Here is a 26,010-nt window from a genome sequence, read left to right on the forward strand (position 1 = left end):
ATTACATCATATCCTCTTCTTGGAATGACTTTGTTCTTCTAAATTGCCAAATTGCGATAGTGATAACAATAGCTGACATAATCATCGTTATTACGGAAGCCATGCCGTATTGCTGTGTTGTCATCGTCAAATTGTAAATCCATGAAATTAGAATATCCGTCCCACCAGCATTTTGTTCAGGTATGGAAGGTCCGCCGCTATTGAATAAGAATATAACGTTAAAGTTATTAAAGTTAAACGTATATTGCGTGATCAATATCGGGGCAATGGAAAACATGACAAGTGGAAATGTAATCTGTTTAAACTTTTGGAATACGCTGGCACCATCAACAGTTGCTGCTTCATATAATTCATTTGGTATTGCTTGTAAAACCCCGGTAACCATAACAAAAATAAATGGAAACCCAAGCCATGTTTGAATCATAATTAACGCTAACCTTGTCCACATCGCATCGGTCATCCATGGGATAGAATCAATTCCTAATGCAGATAAGATCGTCGTATTTATAGCACCGAAAGATTCATTAAACATACCCGAGAAAATTAAAATAGTAACAAAAGCAGGTACTGCCCAAGGTAAGATTAGCAACGTACGAATAATTGCTTTCCCTTTAAGGTCTTTTTGATTGACCAACATTGCTAAAAATACGCCCAAAGCGATTTGAAGAGTGGTGGCAACCAATGTCCATATAATGGTCCAAGCAAAAACACTAAAAAATGTGTTACGCCAAACTTCCATCGTAAATAATTTTTTGAAATTCTCAAAACCAATCCAATCCGTTAATTGCGCTGGCCAGTTATGATATAAATCATAGTTTGTAAAAGCTAGTAAAAATACAAATATGATTGGCAATATAACAACGAATAGTAATAAGAAAAAACCTGGACTTAACATTAGATATGGAAATCCATTATCAACTAAATTGCGATACTGTCCACGAATTGAATTCAATTGTAGCCCCATATCTCGCTTTTTCCCATTTTTATATGCATCACGTAAATTGATGTACATAAAAATAAAAGCAATCGCAAGTAAAAATATTGAAATTATCCCATATACCAAAAGGAAAATTGAATTATCCCTTGGAAGTTGTTCCCCAAGTGTAATAAACCCCCATATCCCAAGATCAATAAAGTCCCAAAAAGCAATTAGGAAAGATGTTCCTAGTACCAGAAAAATTAATCCTTTCATATATTGCTTGTTATAAATTTGTCCTATACCTGGAATAATGGATAGCGCTAAAGCTATTTTTCTATGATTTGTTTGATGTACATTATCCATTGAAAGAGACTCCTCTCTTCTACAACATTAGAATACTCAATGCTTTAATGACTAAAATAGTAAACACGATAATTTAAATTTCACCTTTTACTAAGAAGAACATATATATAATTTGCGGAGCTTTGTTAGTGGTCATTCTATTTCCTATAAATAATGCGTTTATTCTATCCCTTTAGTAAAAGGGAAGGCAGTATCTTGACTAACAAGATACCGCCCATGCAAATTAGTTAGCTCCACCATGATTCATTTCAATGTTTTGCTTGATCAATTGAACTGCTTCCTCTAGTGCTTCTTTTGGTTCAGCTTTATCAGTAGCTACTGTTTGAATTGCAGTTTGCATTGGGTCCCATATTTCTGCCATTTCTGGAATAGATGGCATTGCTACAGCGTTTTTAGATTGAGCCATTACAGCTGCTGCGCCTTCATTTTCACTTACCCATTGCTCATCTTCTAATAGGGATACTAGTGGAGGAATTTCTCCTGTTAATTCATATCTTTTCTTTGCATTTTCTTCGTTAGCAACAAACTCAACAAATTTTTGTGCCCACTCTTGGTTATCTTTAAAGTTAGTTACAAACCAACCTTTAACACCCATAAATGTACCAACAGGTTCTCCACTTGGTAAATTAGGCATTGGAGCAATCCCGATATCAATACCAGCATCTCTATAATCATTAAATGCCCAAGGACCATTTTGTACTGCAACTGCTTTCCCTTGCTTAAATAGACCATTCATTTGGTCATTTGAAGTTTCTCCGATAATTCCACTTGGGAATAATCCTTCTGCATACCATTTTTGAATATATTCTAACGCCTCAACTGATTTTTCATTATTTAAGCCGATATCTGATGAATCATCATTATTTCCTCCGAACACATATCCCCCAAACCCGTGAAAGATACCATGCGCATGATAGAAGTCATCCCAAATAGCTAAGAATCCATATTCATCACCATTTAATTTTTCTTGTGACAATTCATATAGTTCATCTAGTGTTTCAGGAACTTCTGGTAGTAATTCTTTATTGTATATAAATACGGGTGTTTCAGTTGCTTTTGGTAAACCATATAAATTGCCTTCATACTCAAATGCTTCAACTGAAGACTCTGTATATTGACTTAATACGTCTTCGCTCACTTCAATTGGTGCAATATAACCTTTGACTACTGACGGACCTACACCATCATGTGACATTGTTACAACATCAGGTGCGGATTCAGTATTCCCATCCAAAGCCATGTTTTCTTGCATTTCAGTTATGTTGTATTCTTGGTACTCAATTTTTATACCATATTCTTCCTCAAACTTAGCAGCTGCATCCTCTAGTGCAACTCCTTTATCCTGGTCTTCCCAAACAATAAGTTTTTCAGGTTTATCTGTACTATCTGTATTTTCTGAGCCATCCGAATTAGATCCGGTCGAGCCTTCCTCAGCCTCATCATCCGGGCCACATGCTGCAAGTACACCTATAATCAATACTAAAGCAAATAATACACCTAACCATTTCTTCATCTAATTGACCTCCCCTTAGGAATAATTTGTAAGCAATTGACCATATCTGTGAAATCGTTTGCGCAATCACTTAAATTTAATTATACAGCGTTTTCATAAAAAGACAACTATAAATTTAACACCTTACTATTCTATGTTTAGATATACAGGTAACGCTTACATTAAATTATTATTCTGTTATACTATTCTTAGTAATAGTAAGTTACTATAATACACATTTTTTCTTATAATAATGCAAACGTTTGAATTAAAAAGGAGTGTCTTATGTGATAAAAGAAGCAATCTACCACCGCCCCAAAAATAATTTTGCCTATGCTTATGATGCGGACACGCTTCACATTGTTTTGCAGACGAAAAAAGGTGACATGCAGGATGTTCAGCTGATCTACGGGGATCCCTATAATTGGAAAGATGGAAAATGGCAAACTGAAGCAGAATCTATGACCTGTTCCGGTTCTACAGACTTATATGACTACTGGTTTATTGCAGTTAAACCGACATTCCGTAGAATGCGATATGGCTTTTATTGCTCAGATGGTGAAGAAGAATGCTATGTTGCGGAAGATGGCATCTTTTCTACTTTGCCAACTGAAATTAGCCATTTCTTCTGTTTTCCATATTTAAATAAGGCTGATGTCTTTCAGGCGCCAAATTGGGTGAAAGACACTGTTTGGTATCAAATTTTCCCAGAGCGATTTGCTAATGGGGATGCTTCTATTAACCCTGAGGGCGCACTTCCATGGGGATCTGAGGACCCAACACCTTCAAATTACTTTGGCGGTGATTTTCAAGGGGTTATAAATAATCTTGATTACTTAGAGAAACTTGGCATTAACGGGATTTACTTTACCCCTATATTCAAGGCATACTCTAACCATAAATACGACACCATTGATTATATGGAAATTGATCCGCAATTTGGGGATAAGGAAACCTTCCGTACGTTGATTAAGAAATGTCATAAACGTGGTATTCGAGTAATGCTCGATGCCGTGTTTAATCATAGTGGATATTATTTCCCTCCATTTCAGGATGTTCTTGAAAACCAAGAAAACTCCCAATACAAGGAATGGTTTCACTTATGGGATTACCCCGTTGTTACAGATCCTGCACCAAACTATGATACATTCGCTTTTGTTTCGTCGATGCCAAAACTAAATACGGAAAACAAAGAAGTCCGTGACTATTTACTCGAAGTGGCCCGTTATTGGGTAGAGGAATTTGACATTGATGGCTGGCGACTTGATGTTGCCAATGAGGTGGATCATGCGTTTTGGCGTGACTTTCGCCGAGTCGTAAAAGAAGTAAAACCGGAAGCATATATTCTCGGAGAAATTTGGCATGATTCCATGCCGTGGTTACAAGGGGATCAGTTTGACGCGGTTATGAACTACCCATTCACCAACGGGGCCATTACCTTTTTTGCCGAAAACAACATGCAACCAACCGCGTTCTCTCATGCTATTAACCGGGTTATGCATATGTATCCGCAAAACGTCAATGAGGCAGCCTTTAATCTTTTGGATAGCCATGATACACCACGCATTCTCACTTTGGCGAAAGAAAGTGTAGCAAGAGTGAAGCTACTTTATTTATTTCAGTTAACCTTTACGGGGAGTCCTTGCATTTATTATGGTGATGAAATTGGAATGAGCGGTGGGCAAGACCCTGGATGTCGTGCCTGCATGGAATGGGATTCGAGCAAGCAAGATCAAGAGCTGTTCCAATTTGTCCAAGAACTCATCGCTTTACGTAAGCAGAATGCGTTATTTGGAAATCAAGCAACATTTCGCTTCCTCCATGCAGATGATGAGAAAAATGTGCTTGTCTATGAAAAGAGATTGGGTAACCAACAGCTAGTCGTCCTGTTAAATAACAGTGAATCTGTATCGTATGTTTCGAAAACTATTTTTGATAAAGAGCTAAACAGTGAAATTTCCCTACCTACACAAAAACTCGAACATCAAGATAGTGCTTCGGAGTTTGAAGTCCCTCCTTTAGGATATCGAATTTTTGAAGTGATAGATTAATGAGTAAAAGGAAATTCGAACTAGATTGTATGAAAGACAATCCAAGTTCGGATTTCTTTTTTACTTATATACTCCTCCCTCTTTTCTTCTTTTTATTTTCCATTTCTTCTATCGAACAATTAATCTTATTGATTTTATCTAGTAGTTTTATGTATTTAATTTTCATAATAATCTATACAGTTTACTACCGAACCTTTATTGTTTATAATGACATTAAATCTTAGGAAAGGAAGTAATAATCATGCGTTTAGAGGATAAGATTGTGATTATCACTGGCGGTGCTGGTGGTATAGCTACTGGTATGGCCACAGCCATGGCCAAAGAAGGTGCCATTATAGTATTAGTTGATATTAATGATGAAGCTGGAAAAGTTGTGGAAGCAAAAGTTAGAGAGATTTCTCCTAAATCAATGTTTATAAAAGGAGATCTTTTTGATGTTGAAAACTTACCTACTATTATTGAAACGGTTGTTGCAAAGTATGGTAAATTAGACGTACTAATTAATAATGCGCATGCGTCGAAACAAAAGCCGTTCGAAGAAACAACCCAAGAAGATTTTGATTTCTCATTTGGTACAGGCTTTTACCCTACTTTCTACTTGATGAAAGCAGCATTTCCTCATTTAAAAGAGACAGAAGGCACCGTGATTAACTTTGCATCTGGTGCTGGCTTATCGGGCCAACCAACGCAAACCTCTTATGCAGCAGCAAAAGAAGCAATCCGTGCTATTTCCCGCGTTGCAGCTAATGAATGGGGCAAATATAATATCAATGTTAATCTAATCAGTCCTATTGCAAAAAGCCAAGCTGTAGAAAAATGGGCTGAGGACTTCCCTGAAATGTATGAGACAAGCCTTTCCTCAATCCCATTAGCCCGCTGGGGAGAACCTGAAGAAGATGTCGGGCGTGTCGCTGTGTTCTTAGCCTCTGAGGATGCTCGTTATATTACAGGACAAACGATAATGGTAGACGGTGGTTCGATTCAATTGCGCTAATCAAAGGAGAAGCCAATGAATAAACCTACATTTTATGAATTAATTAATATGGTCGAACAGGTGAACAACGCAAATATTATCCAATTTACAGAAGGATTGACTAAACCAATTGGCATTTCTTCGCTTATCGTATTAAGCGAAATTCGCAAACTTGAACAATGCCAACCCGTAGAATTATCCAATAAACTTGGATATTCAAAAAGCAGTATTTCTATTATTACTAAAAAATTAGTTGATGCTTGCTATATTGAAAACACATTTGATCCACATGACCGGAGAAAAATTTATTTAAGCTTAACAAACGCAGGCAATGATATGTTACGCGAAGCCGAATATCTTGGTCAGCAATACTATGAAAATATATATAGTGTACTCACTGATGAAGAGTTACTTCAGTATATTGAGATTCAAAAAAAGTTACTGAATAAGTTGAAGGGTTCAAAATAACTATTAACATTCCGTTCTGCATAGTTTTTAGCTAATCTAAGACACGGAGGCAAATATAAATGAATCGTTTAGAGAATAAAGTTGCAATCATTACTGGTGGAGCTCAAGGCATGGGTGCTGCCCATGTGAGATTATTTGTAGAACAAGGTGCAAAAGTGGTACTAACAGATTTAAACGAAGAAAAAGGCCAAGCATTAGCTGCTGAATTAGGTGATAATGCGATCTTTATAAAACAAAACGTTACAAGTGAAGAAGACTGGAATAATGTACTTAGAGTAACAGAAGAAAAGTTCGAGCAAGTGAATGTATTGGTTAATAATGCAGGAATTACGATGGCCAAAAGTATACTAGACATTTCGCTTGAAGAATATCGCCGAATCGTGGATATTAACCAGACTTCCGTATTTCTTGGCATGAAAACTGTTGCACCGTTAATGGCTAAATCAGGCGGCGGATCTATCATAAATATTTCTTCAATGAATGGTTTAGTTGCAGGCGCTGTAGGTTATACAGATACGAAATTCGCGGTACGTGGTATGACAAAAGCAGCAGCCATGAATTTAGCGGCTATGGGTATCCGGGTGAACTCTGTACATCCTGGGGTGATTGCTACCCCTATGGTAGTACAAGAAGATACTAAAGCTGCTGTAGAAACATTTTCTGCACAGATTCCATTAAAACGTGTAGCGCAACCAGAAGAGGTATCGAACATGGTACTATTCTTAGCTTCGGATGAATCGAGCTATTCAACTGGCTCGGAATTTGTAATCGATGGTGGATTAACTGCACAGTAATTTGGTTATTCAATATAAAATTGGTAGCACCGAAAGTAATTTTCAGTGCTACCCTTATAGTATAATCTTTTCTCCCATTTCTTTTCTGCAATGTCTTTGTATTGCGATACAACGGGTCTTCCTAATGAGGCGTCCCATTTAATCATTCATTAAACGGATTGGTTCTGCTCATCTAAGAAGTTTTCTATTTGCTTCCTGTGATGGTTGTCATGCCAAACAAAGCCTGAGAAGTAATTAAACGCATTGTGCGGATAGCCAGAGTGCTCGTCAAGGGTTTCACCATTTAACTTAAAAGTTGTCGTGAAAAATGATTCATCCTTTGCTTTCAACGCTGTAAGTAAAGCATTCCTTGCTTGCTGCTGTTCCTGCAAAATTTGTTTCTGGCTAATTCCTGATTTCGCATGCGTAGCCGCTTCCTTGTTAAGTTTTTCAATATCGATGCTTTGAATGTCCGCATCTTGCTCCATTTTGGGTAGCATAGCAGTAAGAATATATGTATCCCAATAAGCAATATGTGTCATAATCTCCGCCATTGCCCATTTGCCCTTAGCAATTGGGGTAAAAAAAAGATTCTCCTCAACCTTATATAAGGTTTCCGCCCATTCTTTAAATTGCTCCATATCCTGGTAAAGTTCGTTTATTGTATACATACATGTACCTCCCTTTCTTTTTAACTATTCTATAAAGGGAGAGTTAATCCCTCTTTCTAGATAATATATATCCTTGGATCTTGTTAGGCCCTTCCTTCTTGTATTAAAAGAATCAATAATATCGGCTTATTTAGGCTATATGATATGGAGAAACCGATGATATTTACCACATTGGTGTAAAAAATGGAAAAATCGAAACTGGCCTTACTAAAATTTCTACTTGTCCATTCGTAAAAATTGTAAAAAGCCTACATTTTAGTAGGCTTTTTTTAATACACTGCTTTTAGAGGTGATAAATATGGCTAGAGTGAGATACACGGATAAAGATGTTGATTTAGTGGCAAGGATGATGCGAGCAGAAGCAGAAGGTGAAGGCAAACTGGGAATGCTGATGGTTGGGAACGTTATCGTTAACCGATTAAAGGCAGACTGTTTAGATTTTCAAGATTTAAGATCCATTAACGATGTGATTTTTCAAATCCAAGGTGGAAATTACTCCTTTGAAGCAGTACAAAAAGGAAACGTCTTTTATAACAGAGCAAGAACTACAGAGAGACGATTAGCCAAACAGACCTTAGATTATTGGCGACAACACCCTTCCAAATTTGCGCTTTGGTATTTCAATCCCTATGGTGAATGTCCACCTACTTGGTATGATCAACCTTTTGCAGGACAATTTAAACAGCATTGTTATTATGAACCAATTGCTGATACATGCGAAAGTGTTTATAGTTACTAAGAAAATCCCCACTCTACATTTCTACTTTTCTTTAGAAAGGAGAAAAAGGTTGGTAAGAATTTTTTTCTCCAAATCAACCCCTTTTAATTTTAAGAGGCCAGAACATAACTAAATTGTAAGTTTTTAAACACAAATAATACTTTATAGCACCTCTTTGGCAGAACACTATGCTTTCCACGGGCATGGCTTCAGCCTCCTCGTGGAAAGGAAATCACTGTGGCGGGTTCAGTTCGTGCTGTTCCCGTAGGACAAGGAGAGCTTCGACAGCTTCACTTCGCACGAAGAAAATTGGTTTGGATTTTTGAGGAGTCTCCATGTTCTGCCTAAGCTAAATTAGATTAGATTCATACAAAACCCGTACTAAGCAAATCTTTATTCAAGGCTTTGTATTATAGTTTGGGTTATAATCTACCAGCAATACTTTTGTATGTCGCTCGTATAACTAACATCAACATTTGCAAATCATTAACATATTTCCATCAGGGTCTTGAAAATTAAAATAGTGATCATGTTCAATCTCCGTCGTTACGTTAACACCCTTCTTCTTCATAAATTGAAATGCTTCTTTAATATCTTTCGTGTTCAGGTGAAATGCTGGGGTTTTATATATATGGTCCTCTGAATAAATCTTGCTGTCTAGCACAATCCCTGCTCCCTCCATTGGTACCACATAAAGATGACCAAACTGTATTTCTCCCACAGTTTTTAAACCTAACACATCACTATACCAATCCCTTGCTTTCTCTATATTGCTTACCGGAATGAATACAGTTCCAATTTGGTTTTGAATGGGATGAGTCATGAAAACACCTCCTATATTTAAATTTCTACCGTCAACATAGTTTGTATATAGACAACTCTTTAATTAACTTAAAATATAGCATATTCACATAATTTAGCAAGCCAAAATAAATGCTGGACTTCTTGCCTGTATTTTGGCTAGATGTGCCTACATGTAGATCTTTATCCAGCATCTTCTTAACCATAAAAATTTCCTGAAAAATCCTCTCTCTTTAATAGTAACGGGTCTTCTTATCTGGTATAAATAGACTAGGAAGAAATAGCTTAAGAGAGGTGTACTAAACATGTTTTGTGATATTTGTCAGCCAAAACCAAAAGGTTATACTGTTTATTTTGCTGATGATCAGGATGCGCAACCACTTATACATTACATAGAAGGAAAACCAGAGAATACGTGGAGTGTAATAAATGAAAGAATGTTTTGGGTTATGGAAGCTATTCTATTCGATATGATCGATTATGTAGAAGCCCATTTGGATCCTAAGAGCATTTATGCTGTCGAGGCAAACAGAGAAGATCCACTTAAAACGTTATATAAAATGAAACAAATCCATGAGTTTCAAATAGAACGGGAGTCAAGCTGGATTGATGAGGTTATCGAGCAAAGCCAACTTCGCACCCATTTCCAACCTATTATAGAAAGAATAAATGGAAGTTCTGAAATTGTAGGGTACGAGCTTCTTTCAAGAGGCGTAGATCAGGATGAAAACATCATCCCACCTTTCAAGCTATTTGAGGCAGCAAGAGTGAGAAATCGGACGTTCGCTCTTGATCGCGCTTGTAGGCTACAGGCAGTAAGAAACGCTGCTACTTTGCCTTCTGATAAATTAATCTTTATTAATTTTATTCCAACCGCTATTTATGTTCCGGAGCATTGTCTTGCCACTACCTTCGCTTTGATTAAGAAGCTTAATATAAAACCGGAGCAGGTGGTATTTGAAGTAGTGGAAACAGATGAAGTAGAAAATATTGAGCATTTGAAATCCATCTTAAATTATTATCGTGATCACGGTTTTAAATATGCCTTAGATGATGTTGGAACAGGCTTTAATGATCTGCAAAAATTAGCCGATCTAAGACCTGATATTGTGAAGCTTGCCCTGGAATTTTCTAATGGCGTGAGTGAAGACAAAGCCAAACAGGAAGTTGCAGCATCCGTAGTAAAACTCTCACGTGAGATGGGTGCAAAAGCACTTGCTGAAGGTGTCGAAATAGAAACAGATTATCACTATCTTACTAAAATGGGATATGAATTATTCCAAGGTTATTATTTTGCCAAGCCGAGTCCTACACCACTGGAAACACTCAACTTAGAAAAAGACGGAAGGCCTGAACACTTACATGATAACAGCAGAATATAATGTACCACTTGTATTACTTTCCGTAGCAATTGCTATTTTTTCATCATACACAGCACTCAGCCTAGCAAGTCGATTACAGTCAGCAAAAGGAAAGTTGCGAAGAGTCTGGCTGTCTGCAGGTGCCTTCTCCTTAGGCTTTGGGATCTGGTCCATGCATTTTATTGCCATGCTTGCCTTTCATTTATCGATTGAAGTCTCCTATAATATTCTGCTTGTTGTACTATCTATTATCCTTGCAGTACTAGCAAGCGGAATTGCATTTTATATTGTCAGTAAAGGTTTAACCAAAAGACGTCATATGCTAATAGGTGCCTTTTTCATCGGCTCAGGTATTGTATCCATGCATTATATCGGCATGGACGCAATGCAGATGGAGGCTACTATTGTATACAATCAATTTTTGTTAATCACTTCCTTTGTGATCGCATTTCTGACATCTTGGGTTGCCTTATACTTACTTTTTTATTTTCAAAAGGACTCCACTCGGTTTAGCCTTCGTGTTAGAAAAGTTATTAGTTCGATCATTATGGGGGTTGCCATTTCTGGGATGCATTACACTGGTATGGCAGCAGCAGATTTCTCCTCTACTCACCAACATCATATGATGCCTGAGATGGGTGGTACGATAAACAGTACCATTATGGCATATGCTGTGGGAGTTGGAATGACATTTATTCTAGGTATTGTCTTAAGTAGTATTTACTTTGACAGAAGACTCCAGATGAAATCTTCTGAGTTGGAATTTATAGATAATATCTACCAGAATTTTGTAATGCATGCGAGTGACGCCGTGATTCTAACAGATAAGAACGATATAATCATATCCTGGAATCTAGCAGCAGAAACAATTTTCGGCTATACAGCAGAGGAAGCGCTGGGTCAAGTTATAGAGACTATTATTCCAGAAAGATATAGGGAAGAACATCGAGAAAAGGTAACCTCCTATTTGCATACTGGGCATACAAGCATGAATGGCAAAACAGTTGAACTTCTTGGTTTAAAAAAAGATGGCACAGAACTGTCGATCGAATTATCCATTTCCATTTTAAAGAGAGAAGAAGAAACCTACTTTAGCCGCATTATTCGTGATATATCCGAACGTAAAAAAGCGGAGGAACAGATTAACGAATTAGTTTACCATGATCCGTTGACCGAACTGCCTAATCGCCGGTTATTCAATAATTACCTATCCAAAAGCATTGAACAGACTTCCATAGATGGTCAAATGCTCGCCGTTATGTTCATCGACTTGGACCGTTTTAAAAATATTAATGATTCGCTCGGCCATGCCACAGGGGATAGTTTATTAAAAGAAGTGGCAAGAAGAATGGAAGCATGTATTGGGCGTAAAGACATGTTAGCACGCCAGGGTGGTGACGAGTATATCCTCATTTTCCCTCGCACTTCTCACAAGGAGGTTGCCAACACAGCTCAAGCTATTTTGAAATCCATTAATCAGCCTTTCTTTCATGAGCAAAACGAGTTGATTATTTCTGGATCAATTGGAATTAGTATGTTTCCCGAAGACGGGTTGGAAGCTGAAACACTTGTAAAACATGCTGATTTATCCATGTACCGGGCCAAGGAACTTGGTAAGAATAATTATCAATTTTTCACCAAGGACATGAACGAGATTATTGCCAATAAGATGAACCTTGAACTCGGTTTGCGAAAAGCGCTTATAAACGAAGAATTCGAATTGTATTACCAGCCACAAGTAGATGTGGGAACTGGTAAAATAAAAGGAATGGAAGCATTAATTAGATGGCAACATCCAGAGCATGGCTTAGTCCCACCCAACCAATTCATTCCATTAGCTGAAGAGACTGGCTTAATTATCCCAATTGGCAAATGGGTCATGCAAACTGCTTGTGAACAAGCAAAGAAATGGGAAGTTATGCTACATAGACCATTAAGAGTCAGTGTAAATATTTCAGCTTTGCAATTTCAGCAAACAGACTTTACGGAGGTAGTGAAGGAAGTATTGGAAACAACGAAGCTACCTGCTTCTTCTCTAGAGCTTGAATTAACTGAGAGCATTGTCCAAGATCCAGAGCAGGCTCTCCCAGTAATGAATCAGTTAAAAGAGATGGGAGTGCTTTTGTCACTCGATGATTTTGGAACAGGTTATTCATCGTTAAGCTATCTACGCTCTTTTCCACTTGATACGTTAAAAATTGATAAGCTCTTCATAGATAATATGAATGATGTCAAAGACGATGCCATCGTCAGAACCATTATTAGTATGGCAAACAGTCTGGAACTTAACGTTATTGCGGAAGGTGTTGAAACAGTCGACCAGTTAACTTCTTTAGCTGGGAAAGCTTGTGATGAGTACCAAGGATATTTATTTAGCAAACCTGTTCCTCACCAAGATTTAGAAAAAATTCTACAAGCTAATACATCTACTATGCCCGTGATATAATTCTACTAAAGTGACTCCTTTTCAGGAGCCACTTATTTTTTTATGGACTTATTTCCTGTATACTTGGGTTATGCAATGAATTGGAGGAGAACAAAAATGAAGGTAAAAATGAATGTACAAACTGCCTACCATGGGGATTTGCTCCGTGCGGGGAAAATATATGAAATTGATGAAGCGACTGCAAAACGTTGGATCGCCAGTAAAATTGCGGTAGCGGCTGAAGAATAAAGCGAACCCCCTTTGATTGAGACATACAGACTTCAAAGTGGGATAAATTTCCCCTGTAGAAACCTTATAGATGGTACGTTATAATGAGTAGGACAAGGAGGTGATTAGGTTGAGTGAGGAACGATTTGACCGGATGGAGAGTACTCTATCTCAAATTATTACAATGCTAGGTAATGTTATGGAAGAGCAAACTGCTATGAAAACTGATCAAGCTACTATGAAAGAGGAGCTAACCACTCTAAAAGACATGCAAGCTGCTATGAAAGCCGATCAGGCTACTATGAAAGAGGAGTTAACCAGTCTAAAGGACATGCAAACTGCTATGAAGTCAGATCAAGCTACCATGTGGAAAGAGATCACCGCAATGAAAAAAGAAAGCAAAGAGCAACATACTGAAGTAATGGACAAGCTAAAATCCATCGAGGCAGACCAAGAACATATTTGGGAAAAAGCCGCTCGTAATGAACGAGAGTTTGCGCGATTTAAGAATCAATTCCACTTATAATGACCCACAACAAAAAAACAATCTACAATAACGCCTCATTTTAACCCGCTACAAGCTCCCAGCCTGTAACGGGTTTTGTTTACCCACAAATAATTTGAAAATATTCTAAGGTAACGGGGTCTGCTTCCATCTCATCCTTATTCCAGGTGTGCTGCAAGTAAACTTCTGCGACAGCCTCTTCTCTACTTCCTCTCTTAACAGCTGTCTCCATCGCAATGACACTTTCGAGAAGAATAGCAAATTTATGCGCGATATCCTTGCTGTAATATGTTTGAAGCTCCTGCTTTTTCGAAGACCTTATTAGTGTAATCTGCTGGATTAACGAAGACAACTCTTCTTCAAGACGCGTAACCCACTCAGACAAAACTGATTTTTCATTTATGTTGGCAAGCCTTTTTTTCATTTCCTCTATAAAAATAGTGTCCACGTGATATTTTTCAATGAGACGAACAACCTCTAATCCAAGAATATTAGCTGTTCCTTCCCAAACGGTAAGGACTTGGGCGTCGCGCAATAGCCTAGAGGTAACAAAATCTTCAATATAGCCATTTCCCCCATGCATTTCGATAGCTTCATGTGCAAAATGTATTGCCTGTTCAGCAGTTTCCTTTTTTACGATGGCCACATAGAGTCGAAAGAGGATTTGCTCTTCTTCGGTAGCTTCATGCTTTGTCTGCTTCCCCATCACCTTATCCATCAGCTGAATCACGTGAAACAGCGTATTAAGTTCCACTTCTTGCTTTGTAGCCATTTTACCTAATGTGTCCTGAACCATTGGATAATGGGTTAAGGGATTGCCAAATGCTGGACGATTTCTTGCATAGTTTCTTGCCTCAAGATAAGCACGTTTCATAATCCCGAGTGAGGCGACAGCATTCGCTACACGCGACAAATTAAGCGCCTCCATCATGTATCCCAGCCCCTTGTTTGGCTCACCTACAAGGAAACCTTTCGCACCAGAAAATTCCACTTCAGCCGACGGAACGGCTCGCACACCGAGCTTATCTTTCAGCCTGCGAATACGTAGGAGTCCTTCTTTGCGGTTCTCTTCCCACGGAACTAAAAACAGACTAAGTCCTTTCGTCCCCTCTGGTGCTCCGTCCATTCTAGCAAGTACCATTGCCAGACCACAGGCACCGGCATTACTCGCAAAATATTTTTCACCACTAATGCGGAAGCTCTTTCCATTCGGCACAGCTTTTACCTCATTTGCGCCGACATCTGATCCTCCCTGTCGCTCTGTTAGAAAGGTTGCCCCTTCATAAAGTTCTACTTCTCCGGTTGAAAGTACATGTGGCAAGTATAATTGCTGCAAATCTTCTGAAGCATAGTGGTCTATCAGGTAGGCAGTTGCTTGGGACAGGGTGACAGGACAATAAAAACCAGCTTCCGCATGTGATAATAGATAGGCTTGAGCAAAAGCATACACATAATTTCCCTTTTGTTCTAATGCTGGTATTTCTTTGTGCACATAAGCGACAATCCCCGTATTATAGGTTTCTTCTACTGTTTGACGATATCCTTCATTTAACCAGACTTCAGATATTTCCTCACCCATTTTGTTATAGCGAATTAACTTTGGTTGCCCCTCTCGGTCTGTATGCACAGCACGTTCATCTATTGGACCAGCGCAAAGTTCGCCAAATATTCCAAGCTCCTTGTCCGCCCATTCCCAAAATGGCTGGGGAAGCTGATCCTGTAAAATCTGCTTTAAGTTAGGATCGTTATGATAAAAATTTTTCAATATGGTGCCTCCTCTTCCCTACTGTTGTATGCGCTCCCTCAATTGGTTTTTTTGTAGTTTCCCAGTTATGTTCCTAGGAAGCGCTTCCAATTGTTCGCATAGTTTTGGAATTTTATAGTCTGCGAGTTTTCCTTCTAGAAAACTTGTGAGCTCCTCCAATGGCTCGTTTATTGGTTTGTCTGCAACGATAAATGCCTTTACGGTCTCTCCCCAATTTGGGTTTGGAACTCCCACTACAGCAACTTCTTGTATGGCTGGATGTGTAACAATTAATTTCTCTATTTCCTGTGGGAAGATATTAACTCCACCAGAAATAATGATATCTTTCTTTCGATCTACTACCCAGAAATAACCGTCCTTATCCTCCATTGCCATGTCCCCCGTATACAACCATTCTCCTTTTAAAACATTTGCTGTTTCTTCAGGATTTTTGTAATAGCCTTTCATATTTCCTTCTCCGCGAAGGATGATTTCCCCAATCTCTCCCTGTTTCACATCATTTCCATTCTCATCTACAAGCCGTAGTTCACAATGTAAAGCGGCACGGCTTCCAATACTTCCTGCCTTGTTGTCATGTTCCTCTGAGCGAAGCAGTGTCCCACTTGGACCCGCTTCCGTTAATCCGTAAACACAGGCTAGTCTGTTTGTTGAAAAATGTTGTTTAATATACGACACCTCCTGCTGGGAAAGTGGCGCACCTCCATAAACCCAATATTCCATGGAACTTAAATCAAAGTCTTTTAGTTTAGAATGCTTGGTGCTAGCTAGGTAAGCAATAGGAGCACCAAAGAAATGCGTAATTTTCTCTTTTTCAACTGTTGATAGTAATAATTCTGGTGTGAAGGTTGGCACGACGACATGTGTAGCACCCACATTTAAAGCCGCTGCCATAAACAAGTGCAATGGAGCTGAATGGCTGAGAGGCATGATATGAAGTACCCTGCTTTCAGGTTTCATTGTCATTTCAATACAAATCATGCGGGCAACAGTCAAAATATTCCGATACGTGAACAAGACCCCCTTTGGATCTCCTGTTGTACCAGAGGTGTATAGAATACTAGCTTCATCATCTTCGTTTAGATCAGATAAGATCTCTTCCTCCGAAGCATTATCCATTATTTGCTCAAGACTATACCAAGTTGAAGTGGGTTCCCCTGTTGTGATAAAAAGGGAGGCATTATCATTTGCTAACTGCTCCACTTGCTGAAAAATGAGCTCATGCGTGATAAACGCCTTTGCCTCACTGTGGGATAAGATGTAAGTTAATTCGTTTGCAACTAGCTTGGCATTAACAGGAACAATAATTCCGCCAAGCCGTTGGACCGCAAAATAAGTATAGAGGAATTCTTTTGTATTTGGCATATGGAGAATTACTTTATCGCCCCGCTCAATACCTAGTGTTAGGAGGGCATGCGCCAATTGATTCACCTTTTTATTCCATGTCTCATAGGTGACACTTTCTGTCGGTGTTATGATAGCTTCTTTGGTTGGATATTTTCTTGACTGATGGGCTAATAAGTCAGGCATATTCATCTTTGTCACGCTCCAATTCGGATAATTTTTCCTGAAAATCTACGATATACTGCTCCATCTCTGAACGAATCTGAACTAAATCTTCTATTCTGCTGCTCACCTCCTCTATTTTTTCTTTTCCGTATTGTATCGTGCGTTCAAGCTGCTGACGTCCACTTGGATCCTGATCAAAAAGCTGGATCATGTCTCTTATCTCATCTAAGGAAAAACCATATTTCTTTCCACGAAAAACGAGTTGAAGACGTGCTTTCTCTTTTTTGGAAAATAAGCGTTGGCCACCTTCCGAACGATGTGGAGTGAGTAAACCTATCTCTTCATAGTAACGAATTGTTCGTGTTGTAATCTCAAAATGCCTGGCGAGCTCCGAAATAGAGTACATTTCCGTTTGAGACATGTGATCACCTTTTCTTTCAATTTTCCAATAATTTTAGTTTACCATTAACGTTAACGTCAAGTTCAAGGGGGAAATGATGCATTCCTATTTGGTATGGAATTGGTGTTTTGTGGTAAAGTAACATATAACATTTTACGAAAAGAAGGTGATCATCTTATGACATCAGACCAAAAACCGAACGGATTAATAAATGAAAAATCTCCATACCTACTTCAGCATGCATATAATCCTGTGGATTGGCTTCCATGGGGAGAAAAGGCGTTTGATAAAGCAAAGCGGGAAGGTAAGCCGATCTTCTTATCTATTGGATATAGTACTTGTCATTGGTGTCATGTTATGGCACATGAATCTTTTGAAGATAAACAGGTTGCAGAGCTGCTCAATAAGCATTACGTCTCTGTAAAGGTGGACAGAGAGGAACGCCCTGATGTTGACTCGATTTATATGAAGGTATGTCAAATGATGACAGGACATGGTGGCTGGCCATTAACCATTATCATGACGCCAGATCAAATCCCTTTTTATGCAGGTACATACTTTCCAAAAGAAAGTACATACGGAATGCCCGGTGTAATAGAAATGTTGACACAGCTGCACAGAAAATATGAAGACGATCCTGCCCATATCTCAGAGGTTACGGAAAGTGTGCGTGCTGCACTGAAGCGAACCGTCATGGCCAAAAGTGAATCGAGACTTACGGAGAAAAGCTGTCAGGAGGCGTTCGACCAACTTTCCGGCCAGTTTGATCTAACGTATGGAGGCTTTGGGGAAGCTCCAAAGTTTCCTATGCCCCATGTACTTACCTTTTTACACAGACACTATCAAACAAATGGGAACAATACTGCACTCGATATGGCGAAGAAAACCCTTTACTCTATGGCTGAAGGGGGCATCTATGATCATATAGGATTTGGTTTTGCGAGATATGCGACAGATGAAACATGGCTTGTCCCTCATTTCGAAAAAATGCTATATGACAATGCTTTACTGTTAATTGCATATACAGAAGGGTATTTACTTACAAAGGATGAACATTTTAAAAATGTAGCTACAGAAATCATCACCTTTTTACAGCGGGAAATGAAGGGGTCAGATGGAGCCTATTATTCGGCAATTGATGCCGATTCTGAAGGTGTGGAAGGAAAGTACTATGTTTGGGATAACGACGAGATAATATCCGTTCTAGGAGATGATGCAGGTTCTTTATTTGCAGATGTCTACTCCATTTCCCCTCAAGGTAATTTTGAAGGGAAAAATATTCCAAACCTTATTGGCAAGGACTTAGGTATTGAAGCAGCAAAACGAGGCATTAAGCCTGTGCAGTTAAGCAAGCAGATAGAAGAATCCCGACAGAAACTGTTAGAGGTAAGGGAAAAACGTGTCTACCCACATGTCGATGATAAGGTTTTAACCTCATGGAATGCCATGGTAATTGCCGCTCTAGCGAAGGCCTCTAAAGTTTTTGAGCAGGATGATTATTTAGGTTATGCCAAGGGGGCAGTTGCCTTTATTGAAGAAAAACTTATGGATGATGACCGCTTGATGGCTCGGTATCGTGATGGCGAAACGAAGTATAAGGCTTATATTGACGACTATGCATATCTTTCCTGGGCTTATCTTGAATTATATGATGCAACGTATTCATTAGAATACTTGGAAAAAGCGAGAGCTCTAGCAGATAACATGTTGGCATTATTCTGGGATGAGGAAAATGGTGGCTTCTTTTTCAGTGGGAATGATAGTGAAGAACTCATTGCTGTAGATAAAGATATTTACGATGGAGCACTTCCTTCTGGAAATAGTGTCGCAGCTGTAATGCTTGCAAGGATTGGATATTTAACTGGAGAGTCTCGTTACCTTGATAAAGTGGATGAAATGTATTATAGCTTTTATGATGATATAAAGCGTCAAGCCTCTGCAGCGCCGTTCCTCCTGCAAGCTCTGCAGCTTACAGAAAATCCAACGAAAGAAGTTGTGATTATCGGTGCGGAGAGCGACCTTGAAAGACAGCGTTTAATCCGACAGCTGAACCAGCATTTCCTCCCTCATATCACATTATTGGTTGCTGAGGATGCGGAACGTTTGGCACAGGTTGCCCCATTTGCAGCAAATTATAGGCAAATTGGCAATAAAACGACTATCTATATTTGTGAAAACTTTGCCTGCCAGCAGCCGACAACAGATATGGAGAGTGCTTTAGAGGAGATATTGAAGTAGTTTAGGAATGGTGTTGGCGCGCCTCTTTGGGATATTGGTGCGTCTCTTGGGAGGCGAGCTGCGTCTCTTGGGAGGCGAGCTGCGTCTCTTGGGAGGCGAGCTGCGTCTCTTTCGGGTGGTGGTGCGTCTCTTGGGATGGGGGGTGCGTCTTTTTTGGGTGGTGGCGCGTCTCTTGGGAGGCGGGGTGCGTCTCTTTCGGGTGGTGGCGCGCGACTTTTCCGAGTTGACACGCGGCTTCACGTAGCTCCCGCGCGACTTTTCAAGAACCATAACAGGCAGTAGAGTAGGAGGAGGGCTTTCACCCTCCGACCCCTCGTCAAACCGTACGTGCAGATTTCCCGCATACGGCTTTCACTTTGTCAGTTCCCCATTTCCGGGAGTGAGCCCATGATTTCACCCACGGATTAGGAACGGTTGGTGAGTAAGTCGACCATTGAAACCAACCCCAGATGAGTTAGTACTTTGTTCGGTATTCGCCAATTGGATTCCATGGAACGTTTCTTTCGCATGTAAGCTCGAACTCTCATTCGAATCCATTCGTCTTGCCGTTCGAACTTCTTCTTCACATTACCCACCTTAAAATAATTTGCGAAGCCACGGATAACTTCATTTAACTTGAAAATCATTTCTTCCGTACTTCTGCCTTGTTGCCTTCTCGATATTTGCCGGATTTTATCTTTGAACTTCCTAACTCTGTCTTCCGGTAAAACCATATAGTCTTTCCAGAAGTCAAAGCCCAAAAAGCGAAATCCTTCATCGAAATGGACAACCCTTGTCTTGGTGGGATGCATTGTTAAATGGAGCTTTTGTTCCAATATCCACTGTGCTTCCATATATGCCCTTTCTGCTTGCATTCTGGACTTACAGAAGATAACTGCGTCATCCGCAAAGCGGACTACTGGAAAGTCTGCCTCCACCATTGACCAATCAAATTCATCCAAATATATATTTGCCAACAACGGTGAAATGACACCCCCCTGTGGCGAGCCTTGATGCGTGTCATAGAACCGATCGTCTTCCATGACTCCAGCTTTTAACCACATTTCGATCAAATCAAGTACTCGCCCGTCGGCTATTTTGTTCTTGATTCGCTCCATTAGTTGGTTATGTGGGATATTATCAAAATACGACTTGATATCTAAATCAACAACGTATTCATATCCGCTTCGCTTAGCACGTCTCACCACATTCAATGCTTGATGTTGGGAGTGACCTTTTTGAAATCCATAACTATGTGGATAAAAGTCTCGGTCAAACAAGGGGTCCATCACCTGTCGGACTGCTTGTTGAATGATTCGGTCTCTGACTGTGGGTATCCCCAATGGTCGCTTTTGCTTCCCATCCCCTTTCGGGATATAATGACGCAAAACCGGCTCTGGTCGATAGCGATTTTGCTTCAGAAGTCGTTGAATCTCTCCGAGATTCTGTTCCAGTTGTGCCTCAAACCACAAAATCGTTTCTCCATCTACTCCGGCGCTTCCTTTATTGGCTTTTACAGCGTTTCATGCATTAGTTAGGTTACTCCTACAGTATACCTTATCTATAATGGAATAGTATTTGCGCTTAGGTCTCATACATATCACCACCTTCGCGCTTGCTCACCACAGTGTTCTTACGGTCGTTACAGGAAACGATTCCTTTCTCATTCCATCGCAAGGAATTGCGTGTCTAGGTAAAACCAATCGCTCCTATTCCTCTGCGATGTACTCAGGTCGCCAGTTCCTCTTTATCCTTACACAATTGTTGATGTTCGGCGGGCAATTCCCTCTTGAAGAACCTCTCCTCATTTAAGGCGTTACGTTTCCCACTCACTTCCATTCACAATGTTGACAAAGCAGATCCCTTCGCCTCTATTATGAAACTTTTGGTTTCATAGTAGGTTGGGCAACGCAATGCACCCACTCATCCGAGTTTTCTCCTCCTCACTGTCGCCAGCTTTCATTGGCTCGGATTTCATCACTACTACGGAGTCATCCGCCACCTGCAGTGCCGTCGGTTCGGCTTTCCCTTAAAGGTTATACCTCCCCTACCTAATGATGTTTACCATTAGGAGCCTACAGTGCTTCCCCCAGTAATTGCACACTCTCTTCCATCCATCCTGACCCTAATCACGTCGATGTGTCCTATAGGTCATTTCCCTTTTCCTTGTTTTCCTATAGAGTATACTTTCGTATAGGCTTCCCCGTTTTTCGGGCGGGTCACCCAGCATCGCCGCCACCTCTGGTTCACATGTTGTTCCGGGCTGGACTTTGCCTGCAGACCTTTCAGATTCCCCTTCGCAGAGGACACCCTGTCCATCCTTCTCCAGCTTGGAGGGAGGATGTTGCTTCGGCTACGTCACTTTAAAGGGTAAAGTTAACGGGTGGATTTGAACCACCTAGACTGTGTAACAGTGGGGCACACCAAAAAAAGCCGCTCCATCAATAGATGGAGCGGCTTTTTTATCTATTTATTCGCAAAGAATTTCTCTGCTTTTTCTAGGAATACTTCTTGTTCTGGTGTTATATCGTATTCTTCTTCTATTGCATCTACTGGGCAGACGGCTTTACATGCTCCACAATCGATACAAATATCTGGATCTATGTAAAACTGGTCTGGACCTTCCTCTATACAATCAACTGGACACACACTGACACATTCGGCTGCTTTCTCCGGTCCGCATGGATCCAATATAACGAATGCCATTTAAGTTACCTCCCTTATTACGTAAAAGATAGCTAGTATCTCTTCTATTATGATACATGAGAGGGCAATTGCAAGTAAACAGCTTAAAGCAAATTCCCGTTATTTTTCGAAGTAAAGCTCGTAATGTAGTGCACATCCTGGGTTAAAAGCTGCTTGACAGGAAGGGCAAGCATAGCCTGATTTTAAATAGTTACCAATACTTAGTTCTTTACCACAAGACCCGCAGAGAATGGCCTTATGATCGAATTTCTCCTTTGGCCATACTTCTTCTTTGCCACAACCATGCTCCTCATGGCATTTATAGCAAGGATAATAATCCTGACAGCAATAAAATTTTATTGCAATCCGGTCTGTGGGACCATGGTAATGCGTGCAACGCGTCTCTTTATCCAGAGAACCTTTTATATTAAGTCCTTGTATATTCAAGAAATTAGCCCCTTTATCATGTTTTACTTACTCTTTCAGTGGGAAAAGATTAGATATAATCATTATAAAGGATAAAGGAGTTTGTCAAAATGAAAACATATAGTGTCGTACCAAATGTAGATGTGTCAGGGTGGTTTGTTAAACTAGAAAATGTGGCACCTGAAGATGTATACGAGGCAAAAGATGATGCCATCGCCGCCGCAGAGCAAATGGCAAAAGAAAACACACCAAGCATGGTGGAAATCATGGACAAGAATCATAACGTCATAGAAGAAAAACGATTCTAGTAGTTTACATTTCTATTGCGAGGGTACTAGTAGACTAAATCAATAAAAGGCAGGAGAGATGAACAATGGAAAAAACGAAAAATAACAAAGTTGGATTACTAGTAGGTGCTGGAGCTTTAGCAGGTATTTCCTTCATCCTTCTGAATCCAAAAACAAGAACAAAAGTAAAAGATTCATCCATGAATGCAAAAGATTCTGTTGTAACGTACACGCAAAAAATTAAAGAAGATCCAAATGGCACAAAACAATCTCTTGTTGAAAATGCCAAACAAACACTATCAAGTGCACAGCAAGCACTTGAAAAAGTACAAAATGTTTGGGCTAATGAAGGCCAGGAAATAAAAGAAACAGCTAAAAATATTGTAGATGAAACAAAAGAGCTTGGTGACCAAGCAAAAGATGTAAAAGAAGGCGTGAAGGATGCCAAGTCTGATATAGACGAAGCAAGAAACACTGCAATGGATGCTGGTAAAAAGGTGAAGAAGGAAGCAAAATCGACTAATACTTCATCAACATCCAGCGATTCTTCTAACGAAACGGATCATCATGTACTAGACGAACCAATTAATAAAATGTAAAACCGAAGCGCCGTGATTGGCGCTTCTTTTTATGTGTTGGCATATTTTCGCATCTGTGAATCTCCCTCGACCAATATTTTCCCAAACAAAAATGCCTCGTTTCTCTCTTTGCTAGAAAGAAACGAGACTTTTACATAACGAGTGTTTCGAATTTAAATTCCTTACTTTTTCAACTTAGCCAACTGCTCTGCCAAGGCATTATTGCTAAAGCCTTCATCCTGCTTTTTCAGATACTTATTAACATCTTTTTTGGAGACTTTATGCTTTTTCTCTTTTTGCTTCCGCTCATTAAAGGTAGACAGTTTTTCTCTATGGCCACATTTACAGGTAAACATCTGGCCTTCTCCTTGTCCGCGCAGTTCTAAGCGTTTATGACATTTTGGACAACGGGCATTTGTTTGTTTGGCAATGTTTTTCTTATGACCACAAGAGCGATCCTGACAGACTAGCATTTTGCCGTTTTTGTTCTTGATTTCCAACATTAATTTACCGCAGTCAGGACATTTGGTTCCTGTCATATTATCATGCTTGAATGTTTCGTCACTGTTCTTAATTTGCTGTACGACATCTTTGGCATACTCTTTCATTTCGCCGATGAACTTATTTTTATTAAGTTTTCCTTCTGCTATTAAACCTAGCTTCTGTTCCCACTCTGCTGTGAGTGCAGGGGATTGCAGGTCATTTGGAACAAGATCCAGCAATTGTCGCCCTTTTGATGTGATGAAAATATGCTTACCTTTCATCTCCATATACATACCGTTAAATAGTTTTTCAATGATATCAGCGCGCGTGGCAACAGTACCTAGGCCACCTGTTTGATTAATGGTTCCAGCAAGATGCTTCTCATCTGGCTGCATGTAGCGAACAGGGTTTTCCATTGCTTGCAGGAGCGCACCTTCCGTGAAGCGTTCTGGTGGCTTCGTTTCCCCCTGTGTACGGGATAGCTGCAAATTGGCGAAGGTATCGCCTTTTTCCACTTCTGGCAACTTCTCTTCGTCCTCTTTGTCCTCATCATCAAAACGATTGTTGTACACTTCTTTCCAACCTTGTTTTTTCACTGTTTTGCCTCTTGCAGAAAAACGTTCCCCATTGATCGTGGCAACTAATGTGACCTGCTCGTATTCAAATGGATCGGATAAAACGGCCAAAAAGCGTTTTACTACAAGATCATAAATCTTGCGTTCTTTATCATCCAGATCAGCTAAAATTACATGCTGTTCGGTTGGAATGATGGCATGGTGATCGGAGACTTTCTCATTATTAACTACAGATTTAGATAGCTTGAATTGCTTGTTTGCCAGCTTTCCAGCTATCTTCGCATACTCATCTACCCCACATGCCTTTAAGCGATCCTTTAATGTTGGTACGATGTCTGTCGTGAGGACTCTTGAATCTGTACGTGGATAAGTTAGAACTTTATGGCGCTCGTAAAGACGTTGCATCAGGGATAGTGTTTGCTTACCGGAAAAGCCAAAAATTCGGTTGGCATCACGCTGAAGCTCGGTTAAATCATACAGCTGTGGTGCATGTTTTTTCTTGTAAGCTTTATCTACCTGCACAATTTTAGCCGGCTTGTTTTTTAATTGCTTATACAAGCCATCCGCTTTTTCTTCTGAAAAGATGCGGGTGTTATTTTTATCATCTTGCCACGTAAGCTTAAATCCTTTGCCAGTCCTTGCTACAATTCCATAAAACTTGCGTGGATTAAAGTCTTTAATTTCCTTTTCTCTAGCCGCAATCATAGCAAGTGTAGGTGTCTGCACTCGACCACTGGAAAGCTGTGCATTGAACTTTGTTGTCAACGCACGTGTGGCATTAAGCCCAACGTACCAGTCTGCTTCAGACCGTGCGACCGCTGCATGGTAAAGATTTTCAAATTTACCACCGGGTTTTAATTGATTAAATCCATCCCGAATTGCTATATCTGTTACAGAAGAAATCCACAGACGCTTCACGGGTTTGGTGTTCCGTGCTTTTTCCAGGATCCAGCGTGCTACTAGCTCCCCTTCTCTTCCAGCATCTGTTGCAATAACAACAGATGAAACATCATTTCGGTTTAGAACCGATTTAACCGCATTGAACTGTTTTCCGGTTTTCTTCATTACTACAAGCTTTAGCTGCTTTGGCAGCATCGGCAGGTCATCAAGCTTCCATGTTTTATATTTATCATCATAAACTTCAGGGTCGGCAAGTGTTACCAAATGCCCTAGAGCCCATGTCACAATATATTTTGAGCCTTCCATATAGCCATTGCCTTTTTTATTGCAATTCAGTACACGGGCAATGTCTCTGCCAACAGAAGGTTTTTCTGCTAATACAACCGTTTTACTCATACACAAAAATCCTCTCTTTTTGTTAAAGCGCTCCTTCTACTTTA

The 26,010-nt window shown here is 39.8% G+C and carries 22 protein-coding genes and 1 pseudogene; 12 read left to right on the forward strand and 11 right to left on the reverse strand.

The features are described from left to right. Position 1: 1 nt before the first annotated feature. Both BN988_RS08775 and BN988_RS08780 read right to left on the reverse strand, forming a co-directional pair. Positions 2–1,282 carry a carbohydrate ABC transporter permease gene (locus tag BN988_RS08775; protein WP_036575286.1) on the reverse strand — a complete coding sequence of 427 codons (1,281 nt, stop codon included), beginning with the start codon at positions 1,280–1,282 and terminating at the stop codon, positions 2–4. 223 nt (positions 1,283–1,505) lie between these two features. Continuing rightward, positions 1,506–2,795 carry a sugar ABC transporter substrate-binding protein gene (locus BN988_RS08780; RefSeq protein WP_036575289.1) on the reverse strand — a complete coding sequence of 430 codons (1,290 nt, stop codon included), beginning with the start codon at positions 2,793–2,795 and terminating at the stop codon, positions 1,506–1,508. A 266-nt stretch (positions 2,796–3,061) separates the two neighbouring features. Here BN988_RS08780 and BN988_RS08785 point away from each other — a divergent pair, with 266 nt between their 5' ends. The 4 genes from BN988_RS08785 to BN988_RS08800 all read left to right on the forward strand — a co-directional run bounded on the left by BN988_RS08785 (position 3,062) and on the right by BN988_RS08800 (position 7,060). Next, positions 3,062–4,825, forward strand: a complete 1,764-nt coding sequence (locus BN988_RS08785) for a glycoside hydrolase family 13 protein (protein ID WP_036575291.1) — start codon at positions 3,062–3,064, stop codon at positions 4,823–4,825. Between the two features lie 238 nt (positions 4,826–5,063). After that, positions 5,064–5,819: an SDR family NAD(P)-dependent oxidoreductase gene (locus tag BN988_RS08790; protein ID WP_231495227.1), complete on the forward strand. Its 756-nt coding sequence runs from the start codon at positions 5,064–5,066 to the stop codon at positions 5,817–5,819. 15 nt (positions 5,820–5,834) lie between these two features. Continuing rightward, positions 5,835–6,266, forward strand: a complete 432-nt coding sequence (locus BN988_RS08795; RefSeq protein ID WP_036575297.1) for a MarR family winged helix-turn-helix transcriptional regulator — start codon at positions 5,835–5,837, stop codon at positions 6,264–6,266. A gap of 59 nt (positions 6,267–6,325) precedes the next feature. Next, a complete protein-coding gene (locus tag BN988_RS08800) occupies positions 6,326–7,060 on the forward strand; it encodes a glucose 1-dehydrogenase (protein ID WP_036575299.1) in 735 nt (244 codons plus the stop codon). Between the two features lie 149 nt (positions 7,061–7,209). Here the strand turns inward: BN988_RS08800 and BN988_RS08805 are convergent, their stop codons facing one another. After that, on the reverse strand, positions 7,210–7,710 hold the full coding sequence (locus BN988_RS08805) for a DinB family protein (RefSeq protein ID WP_036575301.1): 501 nt from the start codon (positions 7,708–7,710) through the stop codon (positions 7,210–7,212). 298 nt (positions 7,711–8,008) lie between these two features. Between BN988_RS08805 and BN988_RS08810 the strand changes: the two genes are divergently transcribed. Beyond that, a complete protein-coding gene (locus BN988_RS08810; RefSeq protein WP_036575303.1) occupies positions 8,009–8,449 on the forward strand; it encodes a cell wall hydrolase in 441 nt (146 codons plus the stop codon). A gap of 448 nt (positions 8,450–8,897) precedes the next feature. Here the strand turns inward: BN988_RS08810 and BN988_RS08815 are convergent, their stop codons facing one another. Next, on the reverse strand, positions 8,898–9,251 hold the full coding sequence (locus BN988_RS08815) for a VOC family protein (RefSeq protein ID WP_036575305.1): 354 nt from the start codon (positions 9,249–9,251) through the stop codon (positions 8,898–8,900). A 283-nt stretch (positions 9,252–9,534) separates the two neighbouring features. Here BN988_RS08815 and BN988_RS08820 point away from each other — a divergent pair, with 283 nt between their 5' ends. The 4 genes from BN988_RS08820 (at position 9,535) to BN988_RS08830 (ending at position 13,769) form a co-directional block, all read left to right on the forward strand. Next, a complete protein-coding gene (locus tag BN988_RS08820) occupies positions 9,535–10,611 on the forward strand; it encodes an EAL domain-containing protein (protein ID WP_051557762.1) in 1,077 nt (358 codons plus the stop codon). Further along, complete coding sequence (locus tag BN988_RS08825) at positions 10,592–13,036, forward strand: EAL domain-containing protein (protein WP_051557764.1); 2,445 nt, start codon at positions 10,592–10,594, stop codon at positions 13,034–13,036. The genes BN988_RS08820 and BN988_RS08825 overlap by 20 nt, the downstream gene beginning before the upstream one ends. A 96-nt stretch (positions 13,037–13,132) precedes the next feature. After that, complete coding sequence (locus BN988_RS19295) at positions 13,133–13,264, forward strand: hypothetical protein (protein ID WP_261796567.1); 132 nt, start codon at positions 13,133–13,135, stop codon at positions 13,262–13,264. 109 nt (positions 13,265–13,373) lie between these two features. Then, positions 13,374–13,769, forward strand: a complete 396-nt coding sequence (locus BN988_RS08830; RefSeq protein ID WP_036575310.1) for a hypothetical protein — start codon at positions 13,374–13,376, stop codon at positions 13,767–13,769. A 79-nt stretch (positions 13,770–13,848) separates the two neighbouring features. On the opposite strand, the gene BN988_RS08835 is transcribed toward BN988_RS08830, so the two are convergent. The 3 genes from BN988_RS08835 to BN988_RS08845 are packed head-to-tail and all read right to left on the reverse strand — an operon-like array spanning position 13,849 to position 17,440. After that, positions 13,849–15,516 (reverse strand): acyl-CoA dehydrogenase family protein, encoded by a 1,668-nt coding sequence (locus BN988_RS08835; protein ID WP_036575313.1) that lies wholly within the window; start codon positions 15,514–15,516, stop codon positions 13,849–13,851. A gap of 15 nt (positions 15,517–15,531) precedes the next feature. Next, complete coding sequence (locus BN988_RS08840; protein WP_036575315.1) at positions 15,532–17,046, reverse strand: class I adenylate-forming enzyme family protein; 1,515 nt, start codon at positions 17,044–17,046, stop codon at positions 15,532–15,534. Continuing rightward, positions 17,033–17,440 carry a MerR family transcriptional regulator gene (locus tag BN988_RS08845; RefSeq protein WP_051557766.1) on the reverse strand — a complete coding sequence of 136 codons (408 nt, stop codon included), beginning with the start codon at positions 17,438–17,440 and terminating at the stop codon, positions 17,033–17,035. The genes BN988_RS08840 and BN988_RS08845 overlap by 14 nt, the downstream gene beginning before the upstream one ends. Positions 17,441–17,596: 156 nt before the next feature. On the opposite strand from BN988_RS08845, the gene BN988_RS08850 reads away from it, so the two are divergent. Further along, a complete protein-coding gene (locus BN988_RS08850; protein WP_036576539.1) occupies positions 17,597–19,657 on the forward strand; it encodes a thioredoxin domain-containing protein in 2,061 nt (686 codons plus the stop codon). A 404-nt stretch (positions 19,658–20,061) separates the two neighbouring features. Here the strand turns inward: BN988_RS08850 and ltrA are convergent. The 3 genes and pseudogenes from ltrA to BN988_RS08870 all read right to left on the reverse strand — a co-directional run. Then, a pseudogene (gene ltrA / locus BN988_RS08860) lies at positions 20,062–21,144 on the reverse strand (group II intron reverse transcriptase/maturase); the annotation flags it as partial. Between the two features lie 958 nt (positions 21,145–22,102). Then, positions 22,103–22,342, reverse strand: coding sequence for an indolepyruvate ferredoxin oxidoreductase subunit alpha (locus tag BN988_RS08865; protein ID WP_036575320.1), 240 nt, complete (start codon positions 22,340–22,342; stop codon positions 22,103–22,105). 99 nt (positions 22,343–22,441) lie between these two features. Continuing rightward, complete coding sequence (locus BN988_RS08870) at positions 22,442–22,768, reverse strand: CHY zinc finger protein (protein ID WP_036575323.1); 327 nt, start codon at positions 22,766–22,768, stop codon at positions 22,442–22,444. 89 nt (positions 22,769–22,857) lie between these two features. Here BN988_RS08870 and BN988_RS08875 point away from each other — a divergent pair, with 89 nt between their 5' ends. Together BN988_RS08875 and BN988_RS08880 are read left to right on the forward strand one after the other, a co-directional pair. Beyond that, positions 22,858–23,055, forward strand: a complete 198-nt coding sequence (locus tag BN988_RS08875; RefSeq protein ID WP_036575325.1) for a DUF2188 domain-containing protein — start codon at positions 22,858–22,860, stop codon at positions 23,053–23,055. A gap of 65 nt (positions 23,056–23,120) precedes the next feature. After that, positions 23,121–23,633, forward strand: a complete 513-nt coding sequence (locus BN988_RS08880; RefSeq protein ID WP_036575328.1) for a YtxH domain-containing protein — start codon at positions 23,121–23,123, stop codon at positions 23,631–23,633. Between the two features lie 161 nt (positions 23,634–23,794). On the opposite strand, the gene BN988_RS08885 is transcribed toward BN988_RS08880, so the two are convergent. Beyond that, positions 23,795–25,966 (reverse strand): DNA topoisomerase III, encoded by a 2,172-nt coding sequence (locus BN988_RS08885; RefSeq protein ID WP_036575330.1) that lies wholly within the window; start codon positions 25,964–25,966, stop codon positions 23,795–23,797. Between the last annotated feature and the right edge of the window lie 44 nt (positions 25,967–26,010).

It is taken from the genome of Oceanobacillus picturae (assembly GCF_000612865.1).
Taxonomy (GTDB): domain Bacteria; phylum Bacillota; class Bacilli; order Bacillales; family Amphibacillaceae; genus Oceanobacillus_B; species Oceanobacillus_B jordanicus.